We start from the raw sequence: 21,315 nt of genomic DNA, 5'->3' as shown, positions 1-21,315 counted from the left end.
AAAATATTTTCGTTTTTTGTGTCTTATTCAGGAGTGATATTTTGAAGCACAAATACTCAATTATTATCATCCACCCTGACCACGACAAAGCGCCCCGGCAGATTCAGTTTTCAGTTAAAGCGAAAAAAATGGTTGTTATTAGCTCAGCTGCACTGGTCATCTTTTTTACGGGACTTTTTGCTCATGACATTTATCAGGCTTATTACATCAATATTTATCAGCAAAAAATTGCCTATGTCGATAAGCTTGAAGCCCAGCTGCAGACCAAGGATCTGGAAATTGCAAGATTGAATGAAAAGACATCCGAAATCAATCAGAACTTGTTAACAATCTCCTCGCTGGAATCTAAAATTGCCGGCATTCTTAAAATCCAGCAGAAAAATACGACGGAAGTCAGCCGCGGCAGTTACTCCGTACAGTCATATTCCGAGCCGGAAAGCCTTGATCAGGCTTCAAATCTGCTCAATTCTCATGTAGAAACCTTGCAGGAGTATTATGATGCTTCCGTAGAATACAAAGATAAGCTAAACCGGACACCGAGCATTCTTCCGGTCAACGGTCCGATCTCTTCACCTTTTGGCTATCGCCGCAATCCTTTTGGGGGTTGGAGCAGTGAGTTTCATTCCGGTGTTGATATTGCTTGCGATTATGGTACACCTGTCCAGGCGGTTGCTGCCGGGACCGTCACTTATGCGGGCTATGACGGTTATTGGGGACGAAGGGTGCAGATTGATCACGGTTATGGCGTTGTTACGTTTTATGCCCATAATTCCAAACTGACAGTCAAAGTAGGAGACACGATTCAGAAAGGCGACGTTGTAGCGTACAGCGGAAATTCCGGTCGGAGCACCGGCAGCCACCTTCACTACCAGGCCTATATTGACGGTGAACTTGTTGATCCGACAATTTTTACTACATATACCGAAACGCAATAAAAAAGGAGCGGCTAAGAATGTTTAGTAAGAAAGAAAACGACACAAAACCGGTTATCCGTAATATCAGCACGAACACAAATATTACATACATTGCTGAAGACTGTGAACTCAAGGGGTCTTTGGTATCGGTCGGCAATGTTCGGATAGACGGGAAGCTCGAAGGCACTATTGAAGTTGGGGGTGACTTGATCATCGGTCAATCTGCCTCAGTAAAAGCCAATATTACTGCTGCCACTGCAACGATCACCGGTGTTGTCTGCGGGAACATTAAGGTCGGAGACCTATTGGAATTAAGCCCTTCCTCCCACCTCTGTGGGGACATCATCACCAAACAGCTTAAAATCGACCAGGGCGCCATCTTTGTCGGCACAAGTTCGATCGTCTCTAACAGTATAGATCATCGCGATGATGCTTCCCCTGAAAAAAAGTCCTAAGAAACAATGCATATTCGGAGTCGGAGTTTTGCAGGAATGCTGTAACAGCAGCCCAACAAAACTCCTTTTTTAGCTCTGTGTCAAATATGGGGAATTTTTTCGTCCAATAACATATCTTCTTGAGGTCTAAGTTCTTAGATATTATAACATACGATATTTTTATTTATTTTATTAATTTCGCTATGGTTAGAGGCATATTGAAAAATTTCTTGAGTTATAACTTTATTTTTTTTATTTTCTTTCATAAGTACTGACAAACAAGCTTTGACTACCTCACTATCATATAAAACATTACTATGTTTTAATACTTCAGCCATTGCTTCTCCTAAACCACGGGCAGGTCTATAAGGTCTATGAGAAGACATCGCATCTATCGTATCCGCAACAGCTAATATCTTTGCTTCTATAAGTATTTCATTATTTCGTAAACCATTTGGGTACCCAGAGCCATTCATTCTTTCATGATGCTGTAAAATTATTTTAGCAATTGGCCAGGAAAATTCTAAGGTCTTAATAACTTCAAAACCATTCTGAACATGCTCTTTGATTAAATTGAATTCATTATCTGTTAAATTACGAGGTTTATTAAGTATATCTAAAGGTATAGCTATCTTTCCAATATCATGTAGTAGTGCAGCTACTTTTATTCCTTTAATTTGTTCCTCCGGTAATTTCATTTCTTTGGCTATAGCACAAGACAAATTAGCAACATTCGTTTGATGAGAAGCCGTATATGAGTCCTTTTGTTCTAACAGTTCACTTAATGCTGTAATTGTAGATTGTGAAAGGATTTGTAATTTCTCATTAGTTTTTTTTAGTTTTGCTTCCAATGACTTAATTGCTTCCTTTTCCATTAATAATTCTGTTTGCACTTGCTTATACTTTGACATTTCACACATATATTCAAAGCGAACATCCCTGCCGTCCCTCCAACGGATTATCTTATTGGTAATTTCAAAATATTTATTTACAAAAGTATTATAATGTTCCCAGATATATGGTTTGTCCTTGGTTTCTTTTATAATTTGATTTGTACAAAAAATACATGGATAATCCTTATTATGCAAGACCTTATAGCATAACTCTCCTATCGGTTCTCTACCATAAATATCTTTAATAAATTTATTTGCATAAAGTATTTTGTAGTTTTCTATATCCGAAACGTAAATTCCCGCATTGATGTTATCAAACATAGTACAGTACTGAATACGTTCGAAATTCATGCTTTTTTTGGCCATATCATTTGCAATAGCTGAACAAAGAATTCTAGCAATAGACTGGAGAAAATTAACATCAACTTCCAGCCATTCACGATAATTTCCCCATACATCAAAACCTAAGCAACCGTAGTATATATTTTTAACAAATAACGGGATAATAAAAAGAGATTTTATCCTTTGGTTAAGTATTATTTTTTTTGTGATCTCATCGGGAATATCTTCAATGTCTGAAAAACATATTATTTTATTATTTTCCACTTGATTTAGTAACCAAGGTGTAAAACATTCCGACATATCATGAAGATTATTTTTTTCGTGAACGATACCGGGCGAAACCCATACAAAATTATTATTTATATTTGTTTCTTGATAAGGTTCTAATAAATAGGCTCGACTAACTAATAGAGTTTCTCCAAGAACTTGAAGACTTTTATTTATGCAATCGTCTATATCACTATCTTCAAGAGTAATAAGAGAAACTTTATTTAGCAATTGTTCATATATGAGTCTATTTTTTAATGAATTTATTAAATTCCTTTTTTCAACAGCCAAATGTGTATGCAAAAATGCTTACTCACTTTCTAAAAGAAATTTTATAATCTTAGAAGAAGTGTAAATCGGCTACCAGATGATCGTCATTTTAAATTTAAAAAATCCTTATTTATTCTTAATTATACTTTTATAAAACATTTTACTCAAGAAAAATTTTGTTTTTCAAAATATTTTTATTATTAAATATTTATTTAAAGCGCCATGAATGGCCAATAGCCGAAAAGCGGTTCGGGACACGATATAAACCCCTAAATTTACAAAAAGATACTGCCAACAGTATAAAACTATTAACAGCATCTTATAGGTTTGGAGTTACTCTTATTTAGGGGGTTATCCCAACACCACAGAACCTTATCTTACATACCACTTTTGATGGTAAGTCCATTGGATTGTAGGATATGGAGAAGTAAATGTTGCGGCTTAGGTCAAGTAGGTTTTCCCACCAGAATCCCTTTGGTTTCCTGCAAGGGCGGTTTCCCCTTCCTCCTGGTCTGAAATGTCGCCATTTTTCAGAACTTGATTGCCACTTAGTCCGCACTTCAATCCTTCTCAATAAAACGCTCTAGAAGTTTTCCTTAACACTCCCGGTCACCCTAGCCTCTTTTGCAGAAAAGAATTTCCGGCAGGTATAACGGATGTTTGCCAACACCAGTTAACCAATCATCGCCTTTCCAACTTTTCCACCTCAAGGCAGGCTACACTGCACTAAGTTCCTTCCTAATGCAGGTTCATCCCCAAGCCGTAGCTATGTTTCAAACCACGTACCTGGGCCTCCACGGATAAAGGGTAGCGCCCACATGCCATTGCAGATCCCCCTCTGTCCTTAACTCCCAGCAGCAGCCCACGACTGGGCGTCCCAAGCCACCACCAGGAACTTCATCGGTATGCCCTTAGCGGATTCTTAGGCCCGCCCTCGAATGACCGTTTCATGCACTAGAATAACGCTCCATGATCCAAAGGAGCCTTACACATCTGAAACTAAGATATAATTAGTTTTCACTAGTTCATTTCTATTAGCTTCCACATCATTTTATACATAATATAAAATTTTTGCAAAAGCCCGATGTACTATTAAGCGAATTTATTCCGCAGATAAACGAACGTTCGTTGATTAAACGTTCATCTATTTCCGTCAGTTCATTGTTTTTGGCTAGATTCAACGCTAAACAGTTTATATTGATAACCAAAAAACACACATTATTTATGATTTAAAAATAAAAGTCTATCAAACTCATGTATTGTTTCTTCTGGGATATTTTCCCCATAGCGAACCATCAGCATATTAGCTGGATGAGATGTAATTTCCTCATCGTCCGTTTCTTTAATAAACAGATCCGTATGCGCCATCAGGTGGCGCATCATTTCCCGGTATTCCCAGATTGGCAGACTCGTTCCATCCAAATCCCAGTGCCAGTAATATTCTGTTGCAATCACGATATAGTCTTCCATTTTTCTGTCACCAAAAGCAACTTCCAGCATCCTGCAGCCTACCCCATAATTGCGGTAGCGCGGGGATACCTCAATGGCTCCAAGCTCCAGAACGTTGTCTGGTCCGGATGACCATCGTTCAAATTCGTCCGGCGGATGAAACGTAATATAACCAACCAGTTTCCCATTGATTTGGGCTGAGACAACTTTTCCCTGTGGAAGGCAACTGATCTCAACAATGGCTTTTTTTTGTTTGGCAGCCGGACGGAAAGCTTTTAATTGCTGGTCAATCTCAAGCTTTTCCAAGATATCCGGAGATGTCACTCCGGATATTAGCAGCTCCCCTTCAGAAGTCTGGATAATACGGGTAATGTTGATCCATTCCTCTTTATTCATTTACCCACCCTGCTAGGTATTCCGCCTGATCTGATGTCAGGCTGTCAATTTGCAGCCCGAGTGAATGAAGTTTCATCAACGCGACCCTGTTGTCCAGTTGTTCCGGAACATTAAAAACTTTGTTCTCAAGCCCCTGGTTTTTTACGAGATATTCGAGGGCCAGCGCCTGTAGTGCAAAAGACATATCCATTACTTCCACCGGATGGCCGTCTCCGGCGGCTAAATTCACCAGTCTGCCTTCAGCGAGTAAGAAGATTTTTCTCCCGTCTTCAAAGGTAAATTCTTCAATATTGGGGCGGACCTTTCTTTTGGAGACAGCCAAAAAATTCAGATCCTGCTTGGAGATTTCCACATCAAAATGGCCGGCGTTCGCCAGGATTGCACCATTCTTCATCCCTGCAAAATGATCTTTGGTAATGATATCTTTATTGCCAGTCACAGTAATAAAGTAATCTGCCATAGAAGCGGCTTCCTTCATCGTCATGACTTCGTATCCGTCCATCCAGGCCTCATTGGCTTTTACCGGGTCAACTTCACAGATAATGATTTTTGCCCCAAGCCCTCTGGCTCTTAACGCTACACCTTTGCCGCACCAGCCATAACCAACGATACAAACCGTCTTTCCTGCGACGACCAGATTAGTTGTCCGCAGGATTGCATCCCAGACGGATTGACCCGTTCCGTATCGGTTGTCAAATAAATACTTGCTTCTGGCATCATTGACGGCCATCATCGGAAACTCAAGCTTGCCTTCTCTGGACATGGCTTTTAATCTGAGAATGCCTGTTGTGGTCTCCTCTGCTCCGCCTCTAACCTGGCCAATCAGTTCCCGCCGGCAGGTATGGATTGTTGAAACGAGATCCCCACCGTCATCAATGATATAATCAGGCCCAAAATCAAGGGCCTTGTTAATATGCGCTTTATACTCTTCATCTGTCGCACCGTGCCAGGCATGAGCCCTGATGCCGTTTTCGACCAGAGCCGCTACGACATCATCCTGCGTAGAGAGTGGATTACTGGCGACTACAGCAACTTCCCCGCCTCCCGCCTGAATTGTCAAGGCCAGATACGCGGTTTTCGCTTCCAAATGAAGGCAGATGACAATTTTTTTTCCTGCAAATGGGCGCTCTTGAATATATTGATCCCGAAGTGAATTCAACACCGGCATGTACTGTTTTACCCAGTCTATTTTTCGCTGTCCGTCAGTAGCCAGCCTAATATCTCGAATGGTAGAAACTTCTTTCATCTTAGCACTCCTCCGCTTTATTATACACGTAATCCGTCCAAAAGTCAGACTGTTTCATTCCCCTTGCTGCGGGCAGCAATTTTTTGAGCGATCACATCAAACAGCGCCGACTGATATTCTTCAACTTGCCCGGCATCGGAAAGCGCCGTCAGTCTTGGATCAATCGGCAATTGGCCGAGATAAGGGATTTCATTCACCGCAGCTTCCTTCTCTCCAGCCGGTTTGCCGAATATCTCAATGCGCTTGTTGCAGTCCGGGCATTCAATATAAGCCATATTTTCAACAAGTCCATAAAAAGTAGCTTTATACATGGTGGCCATTTTTATAGCTTTGCGGACAACCATGTTAGCAAGCTGTTGAGGACTTGTGACAATAACCAAACCATCCACCGGAATAGACTGCAATACGGAGATCGGTACATCGCCGGTTCCCGGAGGCAGGTCGATCAGCAGGTAATCAAGTTCTCCCCAGATCACATCCGTCCAGAATTGTTTCACCAGTTGGGAAATGACCGGACCTCTCCAAATCACAGGATCATCCTCATTTTCGAGCATAAGATTCAGAGAAACAATCTTGATGCCACTCATGGATTTGAGCGGCATAATCCCCTTTTCAGCGGCACTTGCTTTGTCTTTGAGACCAAAAATCTTCGGAATGCTGGGTCCTGTTATATCCGCATCAAGAATGCCAACTTTATAACCTTGACGCATCAGGCTTACAGCAAGCATGCTCGTTATAGAGGATTTGCCGACTCCTCCCTTGCCGCTCATGACTGCAACGACGTTTTTAATATTGCTTAATTTTTGAGCTTCAGTAAGTTCCGGAACTGAGGAGCAGCTACCGGAGCAGGTTGAAGCTGTTGAACAACTGCTGCATGGACTACCCACTTTTTTTACCTCCATTATTCGCCAACAAGTTTTTCCAGCTGATCGAGCAGCTCCACGAAAACATCCAGCGCCTGCTTGACCGGTTCAGGTTTTTCCATATCGACTCCGGCTTGGCGCAGAAGTTCGATCGGATAATCTGAGCCTCCGCTGGACAAAAAAGCCAGATACCGCTGTACAGCAGGTTCCCCTTCCCGCACGATTTGCTGAGCGAGAGCCGTCGCTGCTGAAAATCCTGTCGCATATTTATAAACATAGAAAGCATTATAAAAATGCGGGATGCGTGTCCATTCTATATTGATCTGTTCATCCAAGACAATGTCGGGCCCAAAATATTTCAGGTTCAGGTCCCGGTAAATTTTGGACAGGTAGTCTGCCGTGAGGGATTCATTCCGTTCGGCTGCAGCATGGATTTCCTTTTCAAACTCTGCAAACATGGTCTGCCTGAACACGGTCCCCCTGAATTGTTCCAGATAATGATTGATCAGATAGGCCTTCATTTTATTGTCACTTGAGGCATTGATCATATGACGCATTACCAGTGATTCATTCAGTGTGGAAGCAACCTCGGCCACAAATATTTTATATCCTGCATAAAGATGGGTCTGGTTTTTATTCGATAAATACGTGTGCAGGGAATGCCCCATTTCATGGGCCAGGGTAAACAAGGAATCCAGCGTATTCTGATGATTCAGCAAAACATAAGGATGGGAGCTGTACGTGCCCCAGGAGTAGCCTCCGCTTGTTTTGCCGATGTTTTCATAGATATCAATCCAACCGGAACGGAACCCTTCGTCCAGAATCTCCAGATACTCTTCTCCCAAAGGTTTCAGCCCTTCGCGTACAATGGACTTCGCTTCCTCAAACGGAATATGCGCATCCATTTCAGGGACAAAAGGAACATAAATATCATACATATGCAGCTCAGCAACGCCGAGGACTTTTTTGCGCAGCTGAATATACCGTTGAAACTGCGGCAAATAATCATGAACTGTCTGTATCAGCGCGTCATAAACGGGAAGCGGCACTTTGTCGTCGTCAAGAGCACTTTGAATCGCAGAATCATAGTGTCTGACCCTTGCATAAAAAACATCGGCCTTGACACTCGCTCCGAGCATTGCCGCCCAGGAATTGATTTGTTTGCCGTAAGCCGCATAAAGCGTCGTAAACGCATCCTGTCTGACCCTACGGTCTTTGCTTTCCATATACCGGATAAAATTCCCCTTGGTCAGCTCAATTTCCCGGCCTTCTTCATCTTCGATCGGGCCAATTTTCAGATCCGCATCGTTAGCCATACTGAAAATCGTGCTTGGGGCTGAAGCCAGTTCGCCGGTTTCAGCCAGGATCTTTTCCTCAGCCAGGCTTAAGACATGCTGTTTTTGTCTCAGGATATTTTCCAGGTAATGATGATAAACCTGCAGTCTCACGTCCGAACGGATCTCACTTAAGCGTTCATCCGGAATGGCTAGGATTTCTGGAACAATAAATGACAAGGCACTTCCAGCCTGTACCGAAAGCATTGTCGCCCTGTCTGTCATCCCCTGGTAACGGGAGATCCGGTTATCTTCATCCCTTCTCATCCGGGCGTACGTGAACAGGTCTTCCAGATTCAGGCTGAAACGGTCCGCCCATTCCATACATTCGACAAAAATGTCCGCACCGCCGGCGAGTTGTCCCTGATATTTTGCGGAAAGTCCGATCATTTTTTCTGTTTCGCTAAACATTGTCTCCCAGTCCTGATCACTGGCAAAAATATCTTCGAGTCTCCATTTATATTCCTGTGGGATTTCTTCCCTTGAACGTAAGGTTTCTGACAAACTGATCCCTCCATAAAATTGATCTTCCAAATATTATACACAGTAAAAGAAAAAATTACTAATTTGCTGAAGCAAATTATAACTTAATTTTTTTGGTGCCTAATTTTTTGGTGCAAAACCTGAATGATATCGTAAAACGTTTTGTCATCTAAGCCGAATAAGCAAAATCAGATGGTCCTACGCTCGCAAGGTAAGGCTATGCAATGTATAAGCCGTTTTCGGCAGATTGCGCCCTCCTTGGCGCAAACAGCCGCGCTGCGCACTCCATGCTCCGCTTACACCAGTTATACATTGCATAGCCCAATCTCTGGTCTTCATCTGACCGATATTCTTAGGGATAAAGTATATATTTCTCGTTTATATCAGGCCGAAAAGACGCCAGTTGTCGCCAGTTGTATAATGACGCCTTTCGTTGGGAACAAAGTTGTTACAGCCCCATGTCTTATTATTCGGCTAAATCTGCCCACGTTGCATAAGGCTTCCTGCCAAGATTAAGATTCGTATAGCGCTTCTCGCCGGTTATTTCACGATCACCGACAACCCATTCCGGAAATTCAAGCGGATAGTCTTCCTGCGGAATTTCTACATCCACAGTAATCAATCCGGTATTCTCCTCCTCATAAACATCAATCTCCCAGATTAACCCCTGACGGCTTTTCACTGTATATCTCGTCTTAATGATCGGCGGGCTTATTGCCAGGGACATAAGCTTCCGAACTTCTTCCTCCGTTACTTCCTTGGCCGGAGTGTCCAACTCAAACCGCCTGTTTTTCGTATAATAATCCTTGATTGTCAACACCATTTTATTCCCCTTGATTCTGAATCTGACCGATGGTTTCTCCGAAAGATAACCCTGAATCATCCGTTCCCCTTCCTTCAGTTCCGGCAGAAGATGCTGATGAACAAGATACTTGCGTTCGATCTCCAGTCCCACTATCTCCAACTCCCATACGAATACCATGTCAGCCCCTAAAATAATAATATAAGATTTAGGGCTGGCATGGTACTACTATGACTCATCTCATTAGCTTCATTATACTTTAAATTTCCCACGGTTTATATACATCTATTTATTTGATATATATTTTTAATCTCAATAATAAGGTTGAATTTAGAATCAAGTGTCTTTTACTTCAGCACTTCGTTTTTTATCCCGGTCAGCAAGTTTTAAATAGCCCCAAGTAGCCAATGGAAACCAGATGCAAAAAAGAGCGATGGGATAGATCAGCAGTTCGCCCGGTCTTAAAATGCCCAGTTTTCCGATTACTTGAGAAAACATCACACTATATAATATCCCGGATAAAACATAAATATAGCGATAAATATTTTTCTCAGGCAAAAAGTAGAAGTATAAAACATAATATATTGCCCAGGAAATCGGAGCAAAAAAATGCAAAGCCATTACCCCGAACTCCTGGTAATCGATATACCCGAACATTCCGGTTAAATAACCAATGGTCGCTGCAATAACATCAAATATAGCTCCAAATATGATTGCATAGATCGATAATCTCCGAATTTCTGCTCTTGGAACAACTGCAAACATAATTAATGCAAAAATAAATGTATAGACCATCGGAATAAATTTTACAGCCATAAAACGTGCTCCTTTACTAAAGAGAATGCTGATATTAATCATTCCTGCTTTTCGAAATTATTATGCAAATGACAGTCCTAAAATAATGTTGTATATCAGGAAACAGAGATCTATGACATGACAAGCAACAGTCCAATTAAGAAAGCAATTGATTGTTCATAAGGCATACAAAGCAAAGAGCACTTCTGACTGTTTATGACAGCAGCAGTGCTCTTGCTTATTTTAGCCGGAACATTTGTACCTGCTCGTAATGCTTAATTTTAATACCTGCTCTCTTACTACTTCCCAATCTGCTGCAGCGCTTCGACTGCTGAGGCATCGGCCAGCGTCGTTGTATCGCCGATTGACCGCCCTTCAGCGATGTCCCTCAAAATTCTGCGAATAATTTTTCCGCTGCGAGTTTTCGGCAATTCTTCCGTAAGATGGATTTCATCAGGTCTGGCTATTGCTCCGATTTTGGCGGCAACATGATTCTTAAGTTCATTAACCAGGTCTTCCCCTGACGCCACCCCTTCACGGAGGGTGACGAAAGCTGCGATTGCCTGCCCTTTCACTTCATGGCTTTTACCGATGCAGGCTGCCTCAGCCACAGCCGGATGCTCAACAAGGGCACTTTCAACTTCAGCTGTACCGATTCGATGCCCGGAAACATTGATGACATCATCGACTCTGCCAATAATCCAGAAATAACCGTCTTCATCGACTTTGGCCCCGTCCCCGGCAAAGTATCGGTCTGGCCATGTGCCCCAGTAGGTGTCCTTATATCGCTTGTCATCACCATAAACCGTTCTGAGCATTGCCGGCCATGGTTCCGTGATCGCAACGAATCCAACCTCTCCGTTTTGAACCGACTGTCCGGATCTGTTCAATATTTCGGCTTTGACTCCCGGTAAAGGCACAGAACAGGAACCAGGCTTCATATCGGTTACTCCTGGCAGAGCTGAAATCATAATCATTCCCGTTTCCGTCTGCCACCAGGTATCGACGATCGGGCATCTTTCTCCACCGATATACTTGTGATACCATAACCAAGCTTCAGGATTGATCGGTTCTCCAACTGTCCCGAGGAGCCTAAGGCTGGTCAGGTTTCTATTCTGGGGATAGCTTTCTCCCCATTTCATAAACGTCCTGATAGCAGTAGGTGCAGTATACAGAATGGTTACCCCGTACTTTTCAATCAGTTCCCAGTATCTGTCCTTCGCAGGGTAGTCAGGCGTTCCTTCAAAGAGGAACACCGTTGCTCCGTTGGCCAGCGGGCCATATACCAAATAACTGTGCCCTGTGATCCAGCCAACATCCGCCGTACACCAGTAAATATCGTTTTCCTTTAGATCAAAAACATACTGATGGGTCGTCGAAACCCCTGTCAGATAACCTCCGGTTGTATGCACGACCCCTTTAGGCTTTCCGGTCGTACCACTCGTATATAGGATAAACAGAATATCTTCCGCATCCATTTCTTCAGCCGGACAATCTGCAGCAGCATCCTTCATCAGCTCATGGTACCAGACATCTCGCTCTCCCTGTACGGCGTTATCAATGCCTACCCGTCTGACCACGACGACTTTATCAATTTCCGCGACACCTTTCAATGCCTCATCGACATTTTCTTTCAACGGAAGAACCTTTCCGCGGCGATAGCCGGCATCAGCCGTAATCACAATCTTGGATTTAGCATCATTGATTCTGTCCCGAATGGCCTCAGCGCTGAATCCACCAAAAACCACACTGTGGGGCGCTCCGATTCTGGAGCAGGCTAGCATGGCAATAACTGCTTCCGGAATCATTGGCATATAAATGGTGACAACATCCCCCTTTTTCACACCCAGAGAGCGAAGTACCCCCGCAAATTTGCTGACTTCATGATGCAATTCCTTATAGGTGAGCAATTCAGTATCACCATTTTCGCCCTCAAATACAATGGCATTTTTATCCGCCCGGGGCCCGGCCAAATGCCGATCCAAACAATTGTAGGACGCATTGAGCTTGCCGCCGTTAAACCATTTGGCAAATGGCGGATTCCACTCCAGAACAGTATCCCATTTTTTGAACCAACTAAGCGTTGAAGCCCTCTCTTCCCAAAAAGCCAATCTGTCTTCTGCCTTTTGATAAATGCCCGGGTCGGAAATGAGGGCATCTTTCCTGAATTCCGCTGAACTCTGAAAGACGTGTTTATTTTCTGAACTTAGGGTAATCTCTTTGGACATCTCTTTTTTCCTCCTTACCGACCCAACAATAATTTTTTTTCATCATATCACAACCGGCTGCCCAAATCGTCTGCTTTGGAGTCAATTGCCAATATTAAAGGGTTAAACGCAAAATACCGGCCTTCGCCGGTATCTCCAGATTCTTTATTATCTTTAGTGTAGCATCTTTAATCATATTGTCTCTTATCTGATCATTCATTCCAGCTTATAGATTAATAAGTGAAACAGACAGCGTACGTTCCACTGCCTGTTTCTGCCACCTCGTCCACCTTTTCTCCCAGGAAGGTTCCCCGTCCTTCCAATTAATTATTTTACTTGATGATATTTTCAAATGCAAGTGCTAATCCAAATATGTTCAAAATAGGTACTAGTCCTTAAGAAACTTCTTTTCCAGATAAGCGGTAATTCCCTCAGGCTTGCACCGGAATACCTCCTGGGCAGGCTTCTCTCTTAAACCCTGCAGCCCAGAAGGGATATTCCAGCCTGTCAAAGTGCTGAGCCTGGTCAATGCTTCCCAGGGGCCATATTCTCTATACCTGTCACCGGCAATTGCTGTCAGCACGCTTTGAGCAAACTTGAAAGGACTCGCTGTTGAAGTCAGTACTGTAAACGTTCTATCCCCGCTGTTTTCTCGATAATCGTTGTAAACCTTCATCGCGACAGCCGTATGAGGATCCAGCAGATAGTTGTCCTCTTCATATACTTTTTTGATGATTTCAAAAACACCCTCTTCATCCGTCCAGCCAGCGGTCATATTCTCCCTGCATGCAGTCAAAGTATCCGGATCCACACTGAACTTTCCTTCGCTGGAGAGACGTTGAAACCAATTACTGATCTTGCTCGCATCCCTTCCGGATACTTCAAACAAAAAGCGCTCAAAATTACTGGAAATAAGAATATCCATTGAAGGGGACGAAGTCAGATAAAACGGCCGGTTGATCTCATAGGCTCCGGTCGTAAAGAAATCCGTAAGCACATTATTTTTATTTGAAGCACAAATCAGCTTGCCCAGCGGCAGTCCCATTCTTTTGGCATAGTAGGCAGCCAGAATGTTACCAAAATTGCCTGTGGGCACCACGATGTTGATCTTCTCTCCTGGGGCTGTTTTTCCGAGTCTTACCGCCTCAAGATAAGCCCAGAAATAATAAACGATCTGCGGTAACAGTCTTCCCCAATTGATTGAGTTTGCCGAGGAGAATACCATGTGGTTGGCTTTCAGTTTTTGTCGCAGTTCTTCAGATGAGAAAATCTTTTTTACTGCAGTCTGGCACTCATCGAAATTACCATTCACCGCTGAAACAAAAGTATTTTCACCGCCTGTCGTGATCATCTGGCTTTCCTGGACTGCGCTGACACCGCCGTCGGGATAGAAAACCACAATTCGGGTACCCGGTACATCCTTGAAACCTTCCAGGGCTGCTTTGCCGGTATCTCCGGAAGTCGCAGTAAGGATCAGGACCTCCACATTAAGTCCTAGTTCTTTAATACTTGCAGTAAGCAGATAAGGCAGCACTTGCAGGGCCATATCCTTAAAAGCAGCGGTCGGCCCGTGCCAGAGTTCTAGCATCCCGCAGCCACCGACTTCAACAAGTGGTGCGGGGTTTGACGTATCAAAACGTCCATCTCCATATATTTTTATTGCCTCTTCCAGCGTCCCTGCCGGTAGATCTCCACAATACAGCTTCATGATTTGCAGCGCAAGCTCGGCATAACTAGCGTTTACATATTGCTTCCAATCCACACAGGGGATCTCCTGAGGAACAAACAGGCCTCCCTGAGGTACCATTCCTAGAGCAATCGCCTGGGCAGCGGTTTGGGCATCGAGGTTGCCGCGGGTACTAAGATACATTTTTTCTCCTCCAATAATCACTATGCAATATTTTAAATTATCCAATGATTGATATTTTACTTGATTTTATATGAAAAGGCACGTAAAAACAATATAACTATAATAGAATCCTGCTGAACTATCAAGCATTATCCTGTATTAATTTGGGTTGGATACAAGGTATTTTACGTCTGACCAAGAATATATTGGATAAGCGGCTGGTGCGCTGGATAAAATGACTCATGTAACTTGGGCATTTCTAAGCTGAAAACCAAAAGAAAGGCAAGATACGATGAAGGAAAATTTAATCCGCAAATACAGACAGACTTTACTGCTTGGCTTAATCAAGGTGATCCAGGAATTGTTCCCCGAAGAAATGCTGAAGATTCCTTATTCCATCCTTGACGGCGTTTATTGCGAATTTTCCGGCTCCCTGGTTTCTCCCAGAGAGGTCAGACAGATTGAAACAGCGTTAAAGAGCTGGGCTTATAATAAAAACTGCATTGAATTTTTGGGGAAAGAAGAGAATTTTCATATCTACAAATTGGATGAAGCCATCATAAAATCAATTTATTCCGCCTTCGAGGATACTTCTGCCATCAAGGATTTTCAGCTCATACCATTTCAGCCTGGATTTATCCTGGATTTTTCTGATGACTCCGGAAATTTAGGAAACTATATTCTTCCGAAGAAACTTTCAGCAACCTATACGGAAACTCAGCGTTGGCTGGAAATCCAGGATCTCGCTGAAACCAAGGACGTGAATTCGTCTATCAAAAACGGCCGCTCCATCGATCTCATCAATATCGCCGAAGCTCTCCAGGAGAAAAAGATTGCTGATATTGCCGATAAAATAACCAGTGAAAATAAAAATGTCCGGATTGTTCTCATTTCAGGCCCATCCTCATCAGGCAAGACGACCTTTACCCAACGTCTCTCAACTCAGCTGATCGTTAATGGCCTGAAACCGATTTCCTTATCTCTGGACAACTATTACCTGAACCGGGAAAGCATTCCGCGTGATTCTTCCGGACAGCCCGATTTTGATTCACTTTATTCCCTTGACCTTCAATTACTCAATGAACACATGGAGAAACTTATTAGGGGAGAAACGATTCAGACGCCCCTATTCAATTTTTTCACCGGGAAAAGAAATCTGGACGGAAATCATATCCGCCTCGGTGCAGACAATATCCTGCTGGTCGAAGGCATCCATGCGCTGAACCCAAGTTTGCTCACCATTAACAGTAACTCCTTCTTTAAAGTCTATATCAGTGCGCTTTTCCTGCTGAATATTGACCGCCATAACCGTGTCCCGACAACTGAAGCGAGACTGATCAGACGAATCGTACGCGACGATAAATTCAGAGGCTTTAGTCCGGAGCGGACCCTAAACCAGTGGCCAAGCGTAAGACGCGGTGAAAATACCAGTGTTTTCAGATACCAAGAGGAAGCCGATGTCATGTTTAATTCCAGCCTGCTCTTTGAAATGAACGCTTTGCGTCCCTTTGCCGAACCCCTTCTTAAAAAAATTCAAGAAACAGATATGTTTTACGATACTGCAATTCGTCTGCTGAACCTTCTGTCGTTTTTCGAACCCATGGACACATCCAATATCCCCTTAAATTCAATTCTCCGGGAATTTATCGGAGGAAGTATCTATAGTGAATAGCCATAACATATCATCCAAGGAGAAAATAATGGAACCCAGCAGGCTTATGATGAGTGATTGTAAAATGAACCGCATTCTTTGTATTTTAGAACAAACCTATCCAGAAGCGCACTGTGAGCTGAATTTCCGCAACCCCTTTGAGCTCCTTGTCGCAACGATTCTCAGTGCCCAGACAACAGATCAAAAGGTCAACAAAGTAACAGCTGTTCTTTTCGAACGCTGCCCTACTCCCCAAAAAATGTTGGAGATCACTCCCCGCAAGTTCGAAGAAATCATTCACCCGATCGGGCTCTTCCGTACCAAAGCCAAAAATATTTTGCAAACCTGTCAGCTGCTTATTGAAAAATATCACGGAGATGTCCCCGCTAATCTGGATGACCTCGTAAAAATGCCGGGGGTTGGCCGTAAAACGGCCGGAGTGGTCTTAGCAAATGCCTATGGCATTCCCGCTTTGCCTGTGGATACCCACGTACTGAGGGTTGCCAATCGGCTCGGCCTGTCCCTGGAAAAAGACCCTTCTAAAGTAGAAAAAGAGCTTACTGCTCTTATCCCCAAGGAACTATGGATTGATACCCACCACCGTTTGATTTTTCACGGCCGTAGACTTTGCCATGCTCGGAAGCCGGAATGCCCGGCCTGTCCTTTGAAAGACTGCTGTCCGACATTTACTAGCCCTTCCTAGTCTTCCGAAATAAAATGATATCTTAAGCATTAGTGCTTCTTTAGCTTTTTCCAGAATGAATACCCTTTGAACATAAGTCTGCCCGTTTTTTTTGCTGCCCCGGTTTCTTTTCATCGATAAGCTGAACTCTGGCCGTTTCACTAACCAATTTGATATTGGCTGCAGAAGCGGCCAGATCTTCCACCATCTCAGGCAATTTCGCATTAATAACGTTTAAGGTTTCCTGCACCTCCCCGATAAATACTTCAGCTTTGGCAACAGCATCCCGGACTGTGTTTAATGCACTGTCCATTGCTTGCATAGTCCGGCGTGCTGAACGCAGCAGCACAAGCAGATATATCCCGGCAGAGCAGAATATGACCGTTAAGAGCACGGCGCAAATCAGTGCATAATTTGTAGCATTCATTTTTATTTCCACCCTATTTTACAACATGAGCCGTCAACTGCATTAACGTGCTGCGATTTTTTACCCCGGACAGATTCTCACCCGTAATTTGCTCTCCTGCTTTTAGTACTGTACCATTCTCAAGCTGAATGTCATTATTCAGCGTTTTTCCGAGCAGAAACTGAAGCTGCCGCTGCTCAAAGACATTAAAATCCTCCGGATATATGATTGTCTCATTATTTTCAGCGGTTTTTAGTAAACTTTCACTCTTGCCAAATTGTTCAATTTTCTTCTTCAGAAGCTCTTTTTCACTCAAGGCTGAGCTCTCCTTACCGCTTGATGACTCGGGTGACTCTAAAGCCTTGTTCCGTTCCGGCTTAATCTGTTCTTTGACTTGTTTTCCTGCAGAAGGATTGTCATCAATTAAAATGATCTCCTTGCCGTACGTGATCACGTGATCACATTTAAATTCGCTGCATTTCCCTTGCGGATCAACGACCTCACAGGCCGAAATCTTTCCGTTTTTTTCATCGAACAATATTTCCTTGACCTGACCTATCAAGCACCCCCGGGTCGTTAGAACCTGAGAACCAACGACCTTAACATCTTTTTTCAAGAGTTCCACGGCAAGGTCGTTATGCGCAACATCCTGAACAACGGTGCTATCATTGATAATTAATGCATAATCCCCTAGCCCCAGGATATCGGCGTAAGCGATTAATCTTGCACCAAAATAATCTGACGGCTGGTCGATGACAAAGAAAGCCAAACTCCCATCCTCAGAATTAATGATGATGTCTTTGACAGTGCTGATTTGCTTTCCTTCATTAATGTTGATGATTTTCAAACCCCGAATTTCTGCCGAAGACTTCATTTTCCGATATCCTCCCGCCTATTAAAAATGACTATCATTGTTCTCAATGTAGTTCTACAATCATACAAAATTCTCCTTCTTTATCGAATAAAATACAACTGCAACCTTGTTGCTTCAATAATTGAATAAGGTCCATATGAGGCTGAAGCAAAGTGTGGCCAGCCAGGGCAGCACGTTCAACCGGACAATCTGTGCGGCATCTGTTTGCGTGACCGCACTAACAATAGCCGGAAATCCCCATGGAATCACTGCAGCGTCTGTCCAGATCGCCGTAACCTGCCCCAGAACGGCTAAAGGAACAGCTGAAATCCCAGCAGCCTGTCCAAGAGCTGCTGCAATCCCGCCGGCTAACGGCAGAGCAGCAAAACCCGATCCGCTCATTGCCCCCAATACCGCTGTCAGCATCACCAGCAAGGCACAGGAATACTTATTAAGCACCACAATACCAGATAAATTATTGGCCAATTGTTCCAGATAACCCGCTCCTTGGTGCAGTAGCACGTTTTCGTAACCGGAATGCGTCCCGAGAAGGAAGAAACCTGATATTATAACGATCGGGGCAAATACCTCCATCGAAAACTTCATTCCGGTCTGGATATACCGCCCAAAAGTATTAAACGATGTCTTATAATCAGCCAGAACCGTACCAAGAATCAGGACAAGTAACGTTACGCCGCCTATAACCGCTACGGCACTGTCTCCCCGCAGTTTGCCATAGATCAGCCAGATCACTGCCAGCAAGTAAAATGCAGCTGCCGTCAGGGCCAGGATCGTTCTTTTTCTTTTCTGACTCTGATGGTTTTGCTTTATCGGAGGAAGTGCATCAAGTTCTTCTTGTTCTTCTTGTTCTTGCGCCTTTTGCTGCTCCTCCCCCTTCTGGCCGTCCAGTCGTTCCCTGTTGTCTACCAACTTGTACACAGGAATGTTTTTCTTTTGCTGAACCGTCATTACCCGAAAGCCGATCAAAGAAGCGATGATTCCGCTTCCGCATACGAGCGGCAGAGACTGCCATAAGACCTGCTCCATAGCAACGCCGGCTGACCTGGCAGTAAGACCGGGCGCACCCTGAATTACGTAATCACCGGCCAGCGCAATTCCTTCGCCAAAAATGCAAAGACCAACCGCCAAACCAAGCGGAGAGATCCGACTGCGGTGAATCAGTGGAAGGATCAAAGCCCCTAGCAGGGAAACTGCAGGTGTCGGCCACAAAAATAAACTTAGGGCAAGAAGCATAGCCCCTGCGAGCCAGTACAAAAAAGCGGCATTTTTAATCTTCAGGATTGGTTTGATTAGGATGGTTTCCGTTTCCGTTTCTTTCAGCATACCGGTCATAGCGACCACCAATCCAATCAGCAGAATGATCGGAAGCAGATCCGCAGCTGTCAGGAGAACTCCCCGGAAAGCAACCTGAATCCCCGCAACGAAGCTGCCGGTGTCCAGCGTGCCTACTGCCAAAAGTCCAAGGGCAGCAATGATTACCGGTTTTTTCTTAAAAGAAATGGCAATGATAATCAAAAGAATAAAAGCAAAGTAGACGAGCATGCCGGGACTTGGCAAACGATATTCACTTCCTTTTCCAAAAGACAAATGCTATACTTTTTTATGGGTTGAATCATTTGAAATGAGAGGACTATGATCATGAAACATTATGATATCGGTATTGTCGGCGGTGGAATTTCCGGCATAATGTGTGCCTATGAACTGATCAAACACAACCCTCGGCTTAATATCTGCATTTTTGAAAAAGGAAACAATATATTCGACCGAAAATGCCCCCTGACCGAAAACAAATCAGCGAAATGTGCCAATTGCCCGACCTGTGCGATCATGGAGGGGTTCGGAGGGTGCGGTTCCTTTTCTGATGGAAAATATAATTTTACCACCGAATTTGGTGGCTGGCTGAATGAGTATGTTTCCAATGACCATGTCATGGATCTGATAGAGTATATGGATTCCATTCTCGTTAACTTTGGCGCAACGACCAAACGTTTCAGTACTCAGACTCCCAAAGCGCGCGAAATCGGGAAAATTGCACTCCAAAATGACCTTCATCTTCTCCAGGCCGAAGTCAAACACCTCGGCACTGAGAATAATCTTAAAATTATGGCCAATATCTTCAACTTTTTGAAAGAAAAAATTGAAATCAGACATAAGACAGAAATCACCGATATCTCCCAGGATCAAGACAGGTATATTCTGTCCGCAGCCAGTGGTGAATATTCCTGTGACTGTCTGGTCTGCGCGGTTGGCCGGGTTGGAAGCGAGTGGTTTACTTCACTATGCAGGAAGATGAGTATCCCAATGACAAACAACCAAATTGATCTCGGCGTCAGAGTCGAGCTTCCTTACGAAGTGTTTAGTCAAATCACCGATGAAGTCTACGAGGCCAAGCTGCATTACTACACCCGGAAATACAATGACCTGGTCAAAACCTTCTGCATGAATCCACGCGGACATGTTGTCACAGAAAATACCGTTGGCGTACTTACCGTAAACGGCCACAGTTATTCCGACGATAAACTGAACAGCAGCAATACAAATTTTGCGTTGCTAGTCTGCAATAAATTTACATCGCCGTTCAACGAGCCTTTAAAATACGGTAAATATATCGCCACGCTTTCCAACATGCTTGGCGAAGGTGTCATTGTTCAGCGCTTTGGTGACCTGGTAAAAGGCCGGCGGACAAATGAAAAAAGAATGATGAAATCATTCACCAAACCCACTTTGCAATCCGCGAACGCCGGCGATCTCGGTCTAGCCCTCCCCAAACGCCATCTTGATAATATTATTGAAATGATCTATAAACTGGATAAAATTGCACCTGGCACGGCAAATTACGATACGCTACTGTACGGCGTTGAAGTGAAATTCTATTCCGCCAGACCACATCTAAATAAGCAACTTGAAACGAAATATCCGAATTTTTATGCGATCGGCGACGGTGCGGGAATTACACGCTCCCTGTCCCAATCCGCAGCCAGCGGCATCTACGCCGCCCGCAATATACTAAAAAAGCTTAGTTGACAGCAGAGTTTTGTCCCACCGCATACTAGTATACCGTTCTCTAAATAACTGGACATTTAAACCTTCATGCTGGGTCTGCGCGCCACAGTTCCGGCGCAAGCGGAGCATGGATGCGGAGCGCGGCTGTTAGCGCC

General features: G+C 43.8%; 17 protein-coding genes. 5 read left to right on the top strand and 12 right to left on the bottom strand.

Annotation, left to right across the window (positions count from 1 at the left end):
* Positions 1–41 precede the first annotated feature (41 nt).
* Together A7K50_RS04645 and A7K50_RS04640 are read left to right on the top strand one after the other, a co-directional pair.
* Positions 42–935, top strand: a complete 894-nt coding sequence (locus A7K50_RS04645) for a M23 family metallopeptidase (protein ID WP_119774822.1) — start codon at positions 42–44, stop codon at positions 933–935.
* A 17-nt stretch (positions 936–952) separates the two neighbouring features.
* Entirely contained in the window at positions 953–1,369 is a 417-nt protein-coding gene (locus A7K50_RS04640; RefSeq protein ID WP_119774821.1) for a polymer-forming cytoskeletal protein, read from the top strand.
* A gap of 134 nt (positions 1,370–1,503) precedes the next feature.
* On the opposite strand, the gene A7K50_RS04635 is transcribed toward A7K50_RS04640, so the two are convergent.
* The 9 genes from A7K50_RS04635 to thrC all read right to left on the bottom strand — a co-directional run bounded on the left by A7K50_RS04635 (position 1,504) and on the right by thrC (position 14,565).
* Complete coding sequence (locus A7K50_RS04635; RefSeq protein ID WP_243103643.1) at positions 1,504–3,141, bottom strand: HD domain-containing phosphohydrolase; 1,638 nt, start codon at positions 3,139–3,141, stop codon at positions 1,504–1,506.
* A gap of 1,197 nt (positions 3,142–4,338) precedes the next feature.
* A complete protein-coding gene (locus A7K50_RS04630) occupies positions 4,339–4,965 on the bottom strand; it encodes a GNAT family N-acetyltransferase (RefSeq protein WP_119774820.1) in 627 nt (208 codons plus the stop codon).
* Positions 4,958–6,211, bottom strand: coding sequence for an adenosylhomocysteinase (locus A7K50_RS04625; RefSeq protein ID WP_119774819.1), 1,254 nt, complete (start codon positions 6,209–6,211; stop codon positions 4,958–4,960). The genes A7K50_RS04630 and A7K50_RS04625 overlap by 8 nt, the downstream gene beginning before the upstream one ends.
* 44 nt (positions 6,212–6,255) lie before the next feature.
* A complete protein-coding gene (locus A7K50_RS04620; RefSeq protein ID WP_119774818.1) occupies positions 6,256–7,098 on the bottom strand; it encodes an Mrp/NBP35 family ATP-binding protein in 843 nt (280 codons plus the stop codon).
* A gap of 14 nt (positions 7,099–7,112) precedes the next feature.
* A complete protein-coding gene (gene pepF / locus A7K50_RS04615; RefSeq protein ID WP_119774817.1) occupies positions 7,113–8,912 on the bottom strand; it encodes an oligoendopeptidase F in 1,800 nt (599 codons plus the stop codon).
* Positions 8,913–9,357: 445 nt separating this feature from the next.
* On the bottom strand, positions 9,358–9,873 hold the full coding sequence (locus A7K50_RS04610) for an adenylate cyclase (RefSeq protein ID WP_199698225.1): 516 nt from the start codon (positions 9,871–9,873) through the stop codon (positions 9,358–9,360).
* Positions 9,874–10,029: 156 nt separating this feature from the next.
* Positions 10,030–10,509 carry a hypothetical protein gene (locus tag A7K50_RS04605; RefSeq protein WP_119774816.1) on the bottom strand — a complete coding sequence of 160 codons (480 nt, stop codon included), beginning with the start codon at positions 10,507–10,509 and terminating at the stop codon, positions 10,030–10,032.
* A 278-nt stretch (positions 10,510–10,787) separates the two neighbouring features.
* Positions 10,788–12,716, bottom strand: coding sequence for an acetate--CoA ligase (gene acs, locus A7K50_RS04600; RefSeq protein ID WP_119774815.1), 1,929 nt, complete (start codon positions 12,714–12,716; stop codon positions 10,788–10,790).
* A gap of 367 nt (positions 12,717–13,083) precedes the next feature.
* Complete coding sequence (thrC, locus tag A7K50_RS04595; protein WP_119774814.1) at positions 13,084–14,565, bottom strand: threonine synthase; 1,482 nt, start codon at positions 14,563–14,565, stop codon at positions 13,084–13,086.
* 271 nt (positions 14,566–14,836) lie between these two features.
* Here thrC and A7K50_RS04590 point away from each other — a divergent pair, with 271 nt between their 5' ends.
* Positions 14,837–16,216 carry a nucleoside kinase gene (locus tag A7K50_RS04590; protein ID WP_119774813.1) on the top strand — a complete coding sequence of 460 codons (1,380 nt, stop codon included), beginning with the start codon at positions 14,837–14,839 and terminating at the stop codon, positions 16,214–16,216.
* 28 nt (positions 16,217–16,244) lie between these two features.
* Positions 16,245–16,898: an endonuclease III gene (nth, locus tag A7K50_RS04585; RefSeq protein ID WP_119774812.1), complete on the top strand. Its 654-nt coding sequence runs from the start codon at positions 16,245–16,247 to the stop codon at positions 16,896–16,898.
* Between the two features lie 40 nt (positions 16,899–16,938).
* Here nth and A7K50_RS04580 read toward each other — a convergent pair whose 3' ends face one another.
* From A7K50_RS04580 to A7K50_RS04570, 3 genes are all read right to left on the bottom strand, one after another.
* The gene (locus A7K50_RS04580; protein WP_243103642.1) at positions 16,939–17,304 is read right to left on the bottom strand and encodes a hypothetical protein; all 366 of its coding nucleotides are present in this window, start codon (positions 17,302–17,304) and stop codon (positions 16,939–16,941) included.
* Between the two features lie 13 nt (positions 17,305–17,317).
* Positions 17,318–18,157, bottom strand: coding sequence for a PRC-barrel domain-containing protein (locus A7K50_RS04575; RefSeq protein ID WP_119774811.1), 840 nt, complete (start codon positions 18,155–18,157; stop codon positions 17,318–17,320).
* A 114-nt stretch (positions 18,158–18,271) separates the two neighbouring features.
* Positions 18,272–19,744: a Na+/H+ antiporter NhaC family protein gene (locus tag A7K50_RS04570; protein WP_243103641.1), complete on the bottom strand. Its 1,473-nt coding sequence runs from the start codon at positions 19,742–19,744 to the stop codon at positions 18,272–18,274.
* A 45-nt stretch (positions 19,745–19,789) separates the two neighbouring features.
* Between A7K50_RS04570 and A7K50_RS04565 the strand changes: the two genes are divergently transcribed.
* Positions 19,790–21,181, top strand: a complete 1,392-nt coding sequence (locus tag A7K50_RS04565; RefSeq protein WP_119774809.1) for an FAD-dependent protein — start codon at positions 19,790–19,792, stop codon at positions 21,179–21,181.
* Positions 21,182–21,315: the final 134 nt, after the last annotated feature.

Origin of the sequence: Dehalobacter sp. MCB1, from assembly GCF_003590275.1 — a bacterium.
In the GTDB taxonomy this organism is placed as follows: domain Bacteria; phylum Bacillota; class Desulfitobacteriia; order Desulfitobacteriales; family Syntrophobotulaceae; genus Dehalobacter.
This window is presented reverse-complemented; position numbering and strand designations above follow the sequence as displayed.

Coding starts and splice junctions, on each gene's coding strand:
- A7K50_RS04640 (WP_119774821.1), top strand. CDS start 953: ATGTTTAGTAAGAAAGAAAACGACACAAAACCGGTTATCCGTAATATC.
- A7K50_RS04630 (WP_119774820.1), bottom strand. CDS start 4,965: ATGAATAAAGAGGAATGGATCAACATTACCCGTATTATCCAGACTTCT.
- A7K50_RS04625 (WP_119774819.1), bottom strand. CDS start 6,211: ATGAAAGAAGTTTCTACCATTCGAGATATTAGGCTGGCTACTGACGGA.
- A7K50_RS04610 (WP_199698225.1), bottom strand. CDS start 9,873: ATGGTATTCGTATGGGAGTTGGAGATAGTGGGACTGGAGATCGAACGC.
- A7K50_RS04605 (WP_119774816.1), bottom strand. CDS start 10,509: ATGGCTGTAAAATTTATTCCGATGGTCTATACATTTATTTTTGCATTA.
- acs (WP_119774815.1), bottom strand. CDS start 12,716: ATGTCCAAAGAGATTACCCTAAGTTCAGAAAATAAACACGTCTTTCAG.
- thrC (WP_119774814.1), bottom strand. CDS start 14,565: ATGTATCTTAGTACCCGCGGCAACCTCGATGCCCAAACCGCTGCCCAG.
- A7K50_RS04590 (WP_119774813.1), top strand. CDS start 14,837: ATGAAGGAAAATTTAATCCGCAAATACAGACAGACTTTACTGCTTGGC.
- nth (WP_119774812.1), top strand. CDS start 16,245: ATGGAACCCAGCAGGCTTATGATGAGTGATTGTAAAATGAACCGCATT.
- A7K50_RS04580 (WP_243103642.1), bottom strand. CDS start 17,304: ATGAATGCTACAAATTATGCACTGATTTGCGCCGTGCTCTTAACGGTC.
- A7K50_RS04575 (WP_119774811.1), bottom strand. CDS start 18,157: ATGAAGTCTTCGGCAGAAATTCGGGGTTTGAAAATCATCAACATTAAT.
- A7K50_RS04565 (WP_119774809.1), top strand. CDS start 19,790: ATGATCATGAAACATTATGATATCGGTATTGTCGGCGGTGGAATTTCC.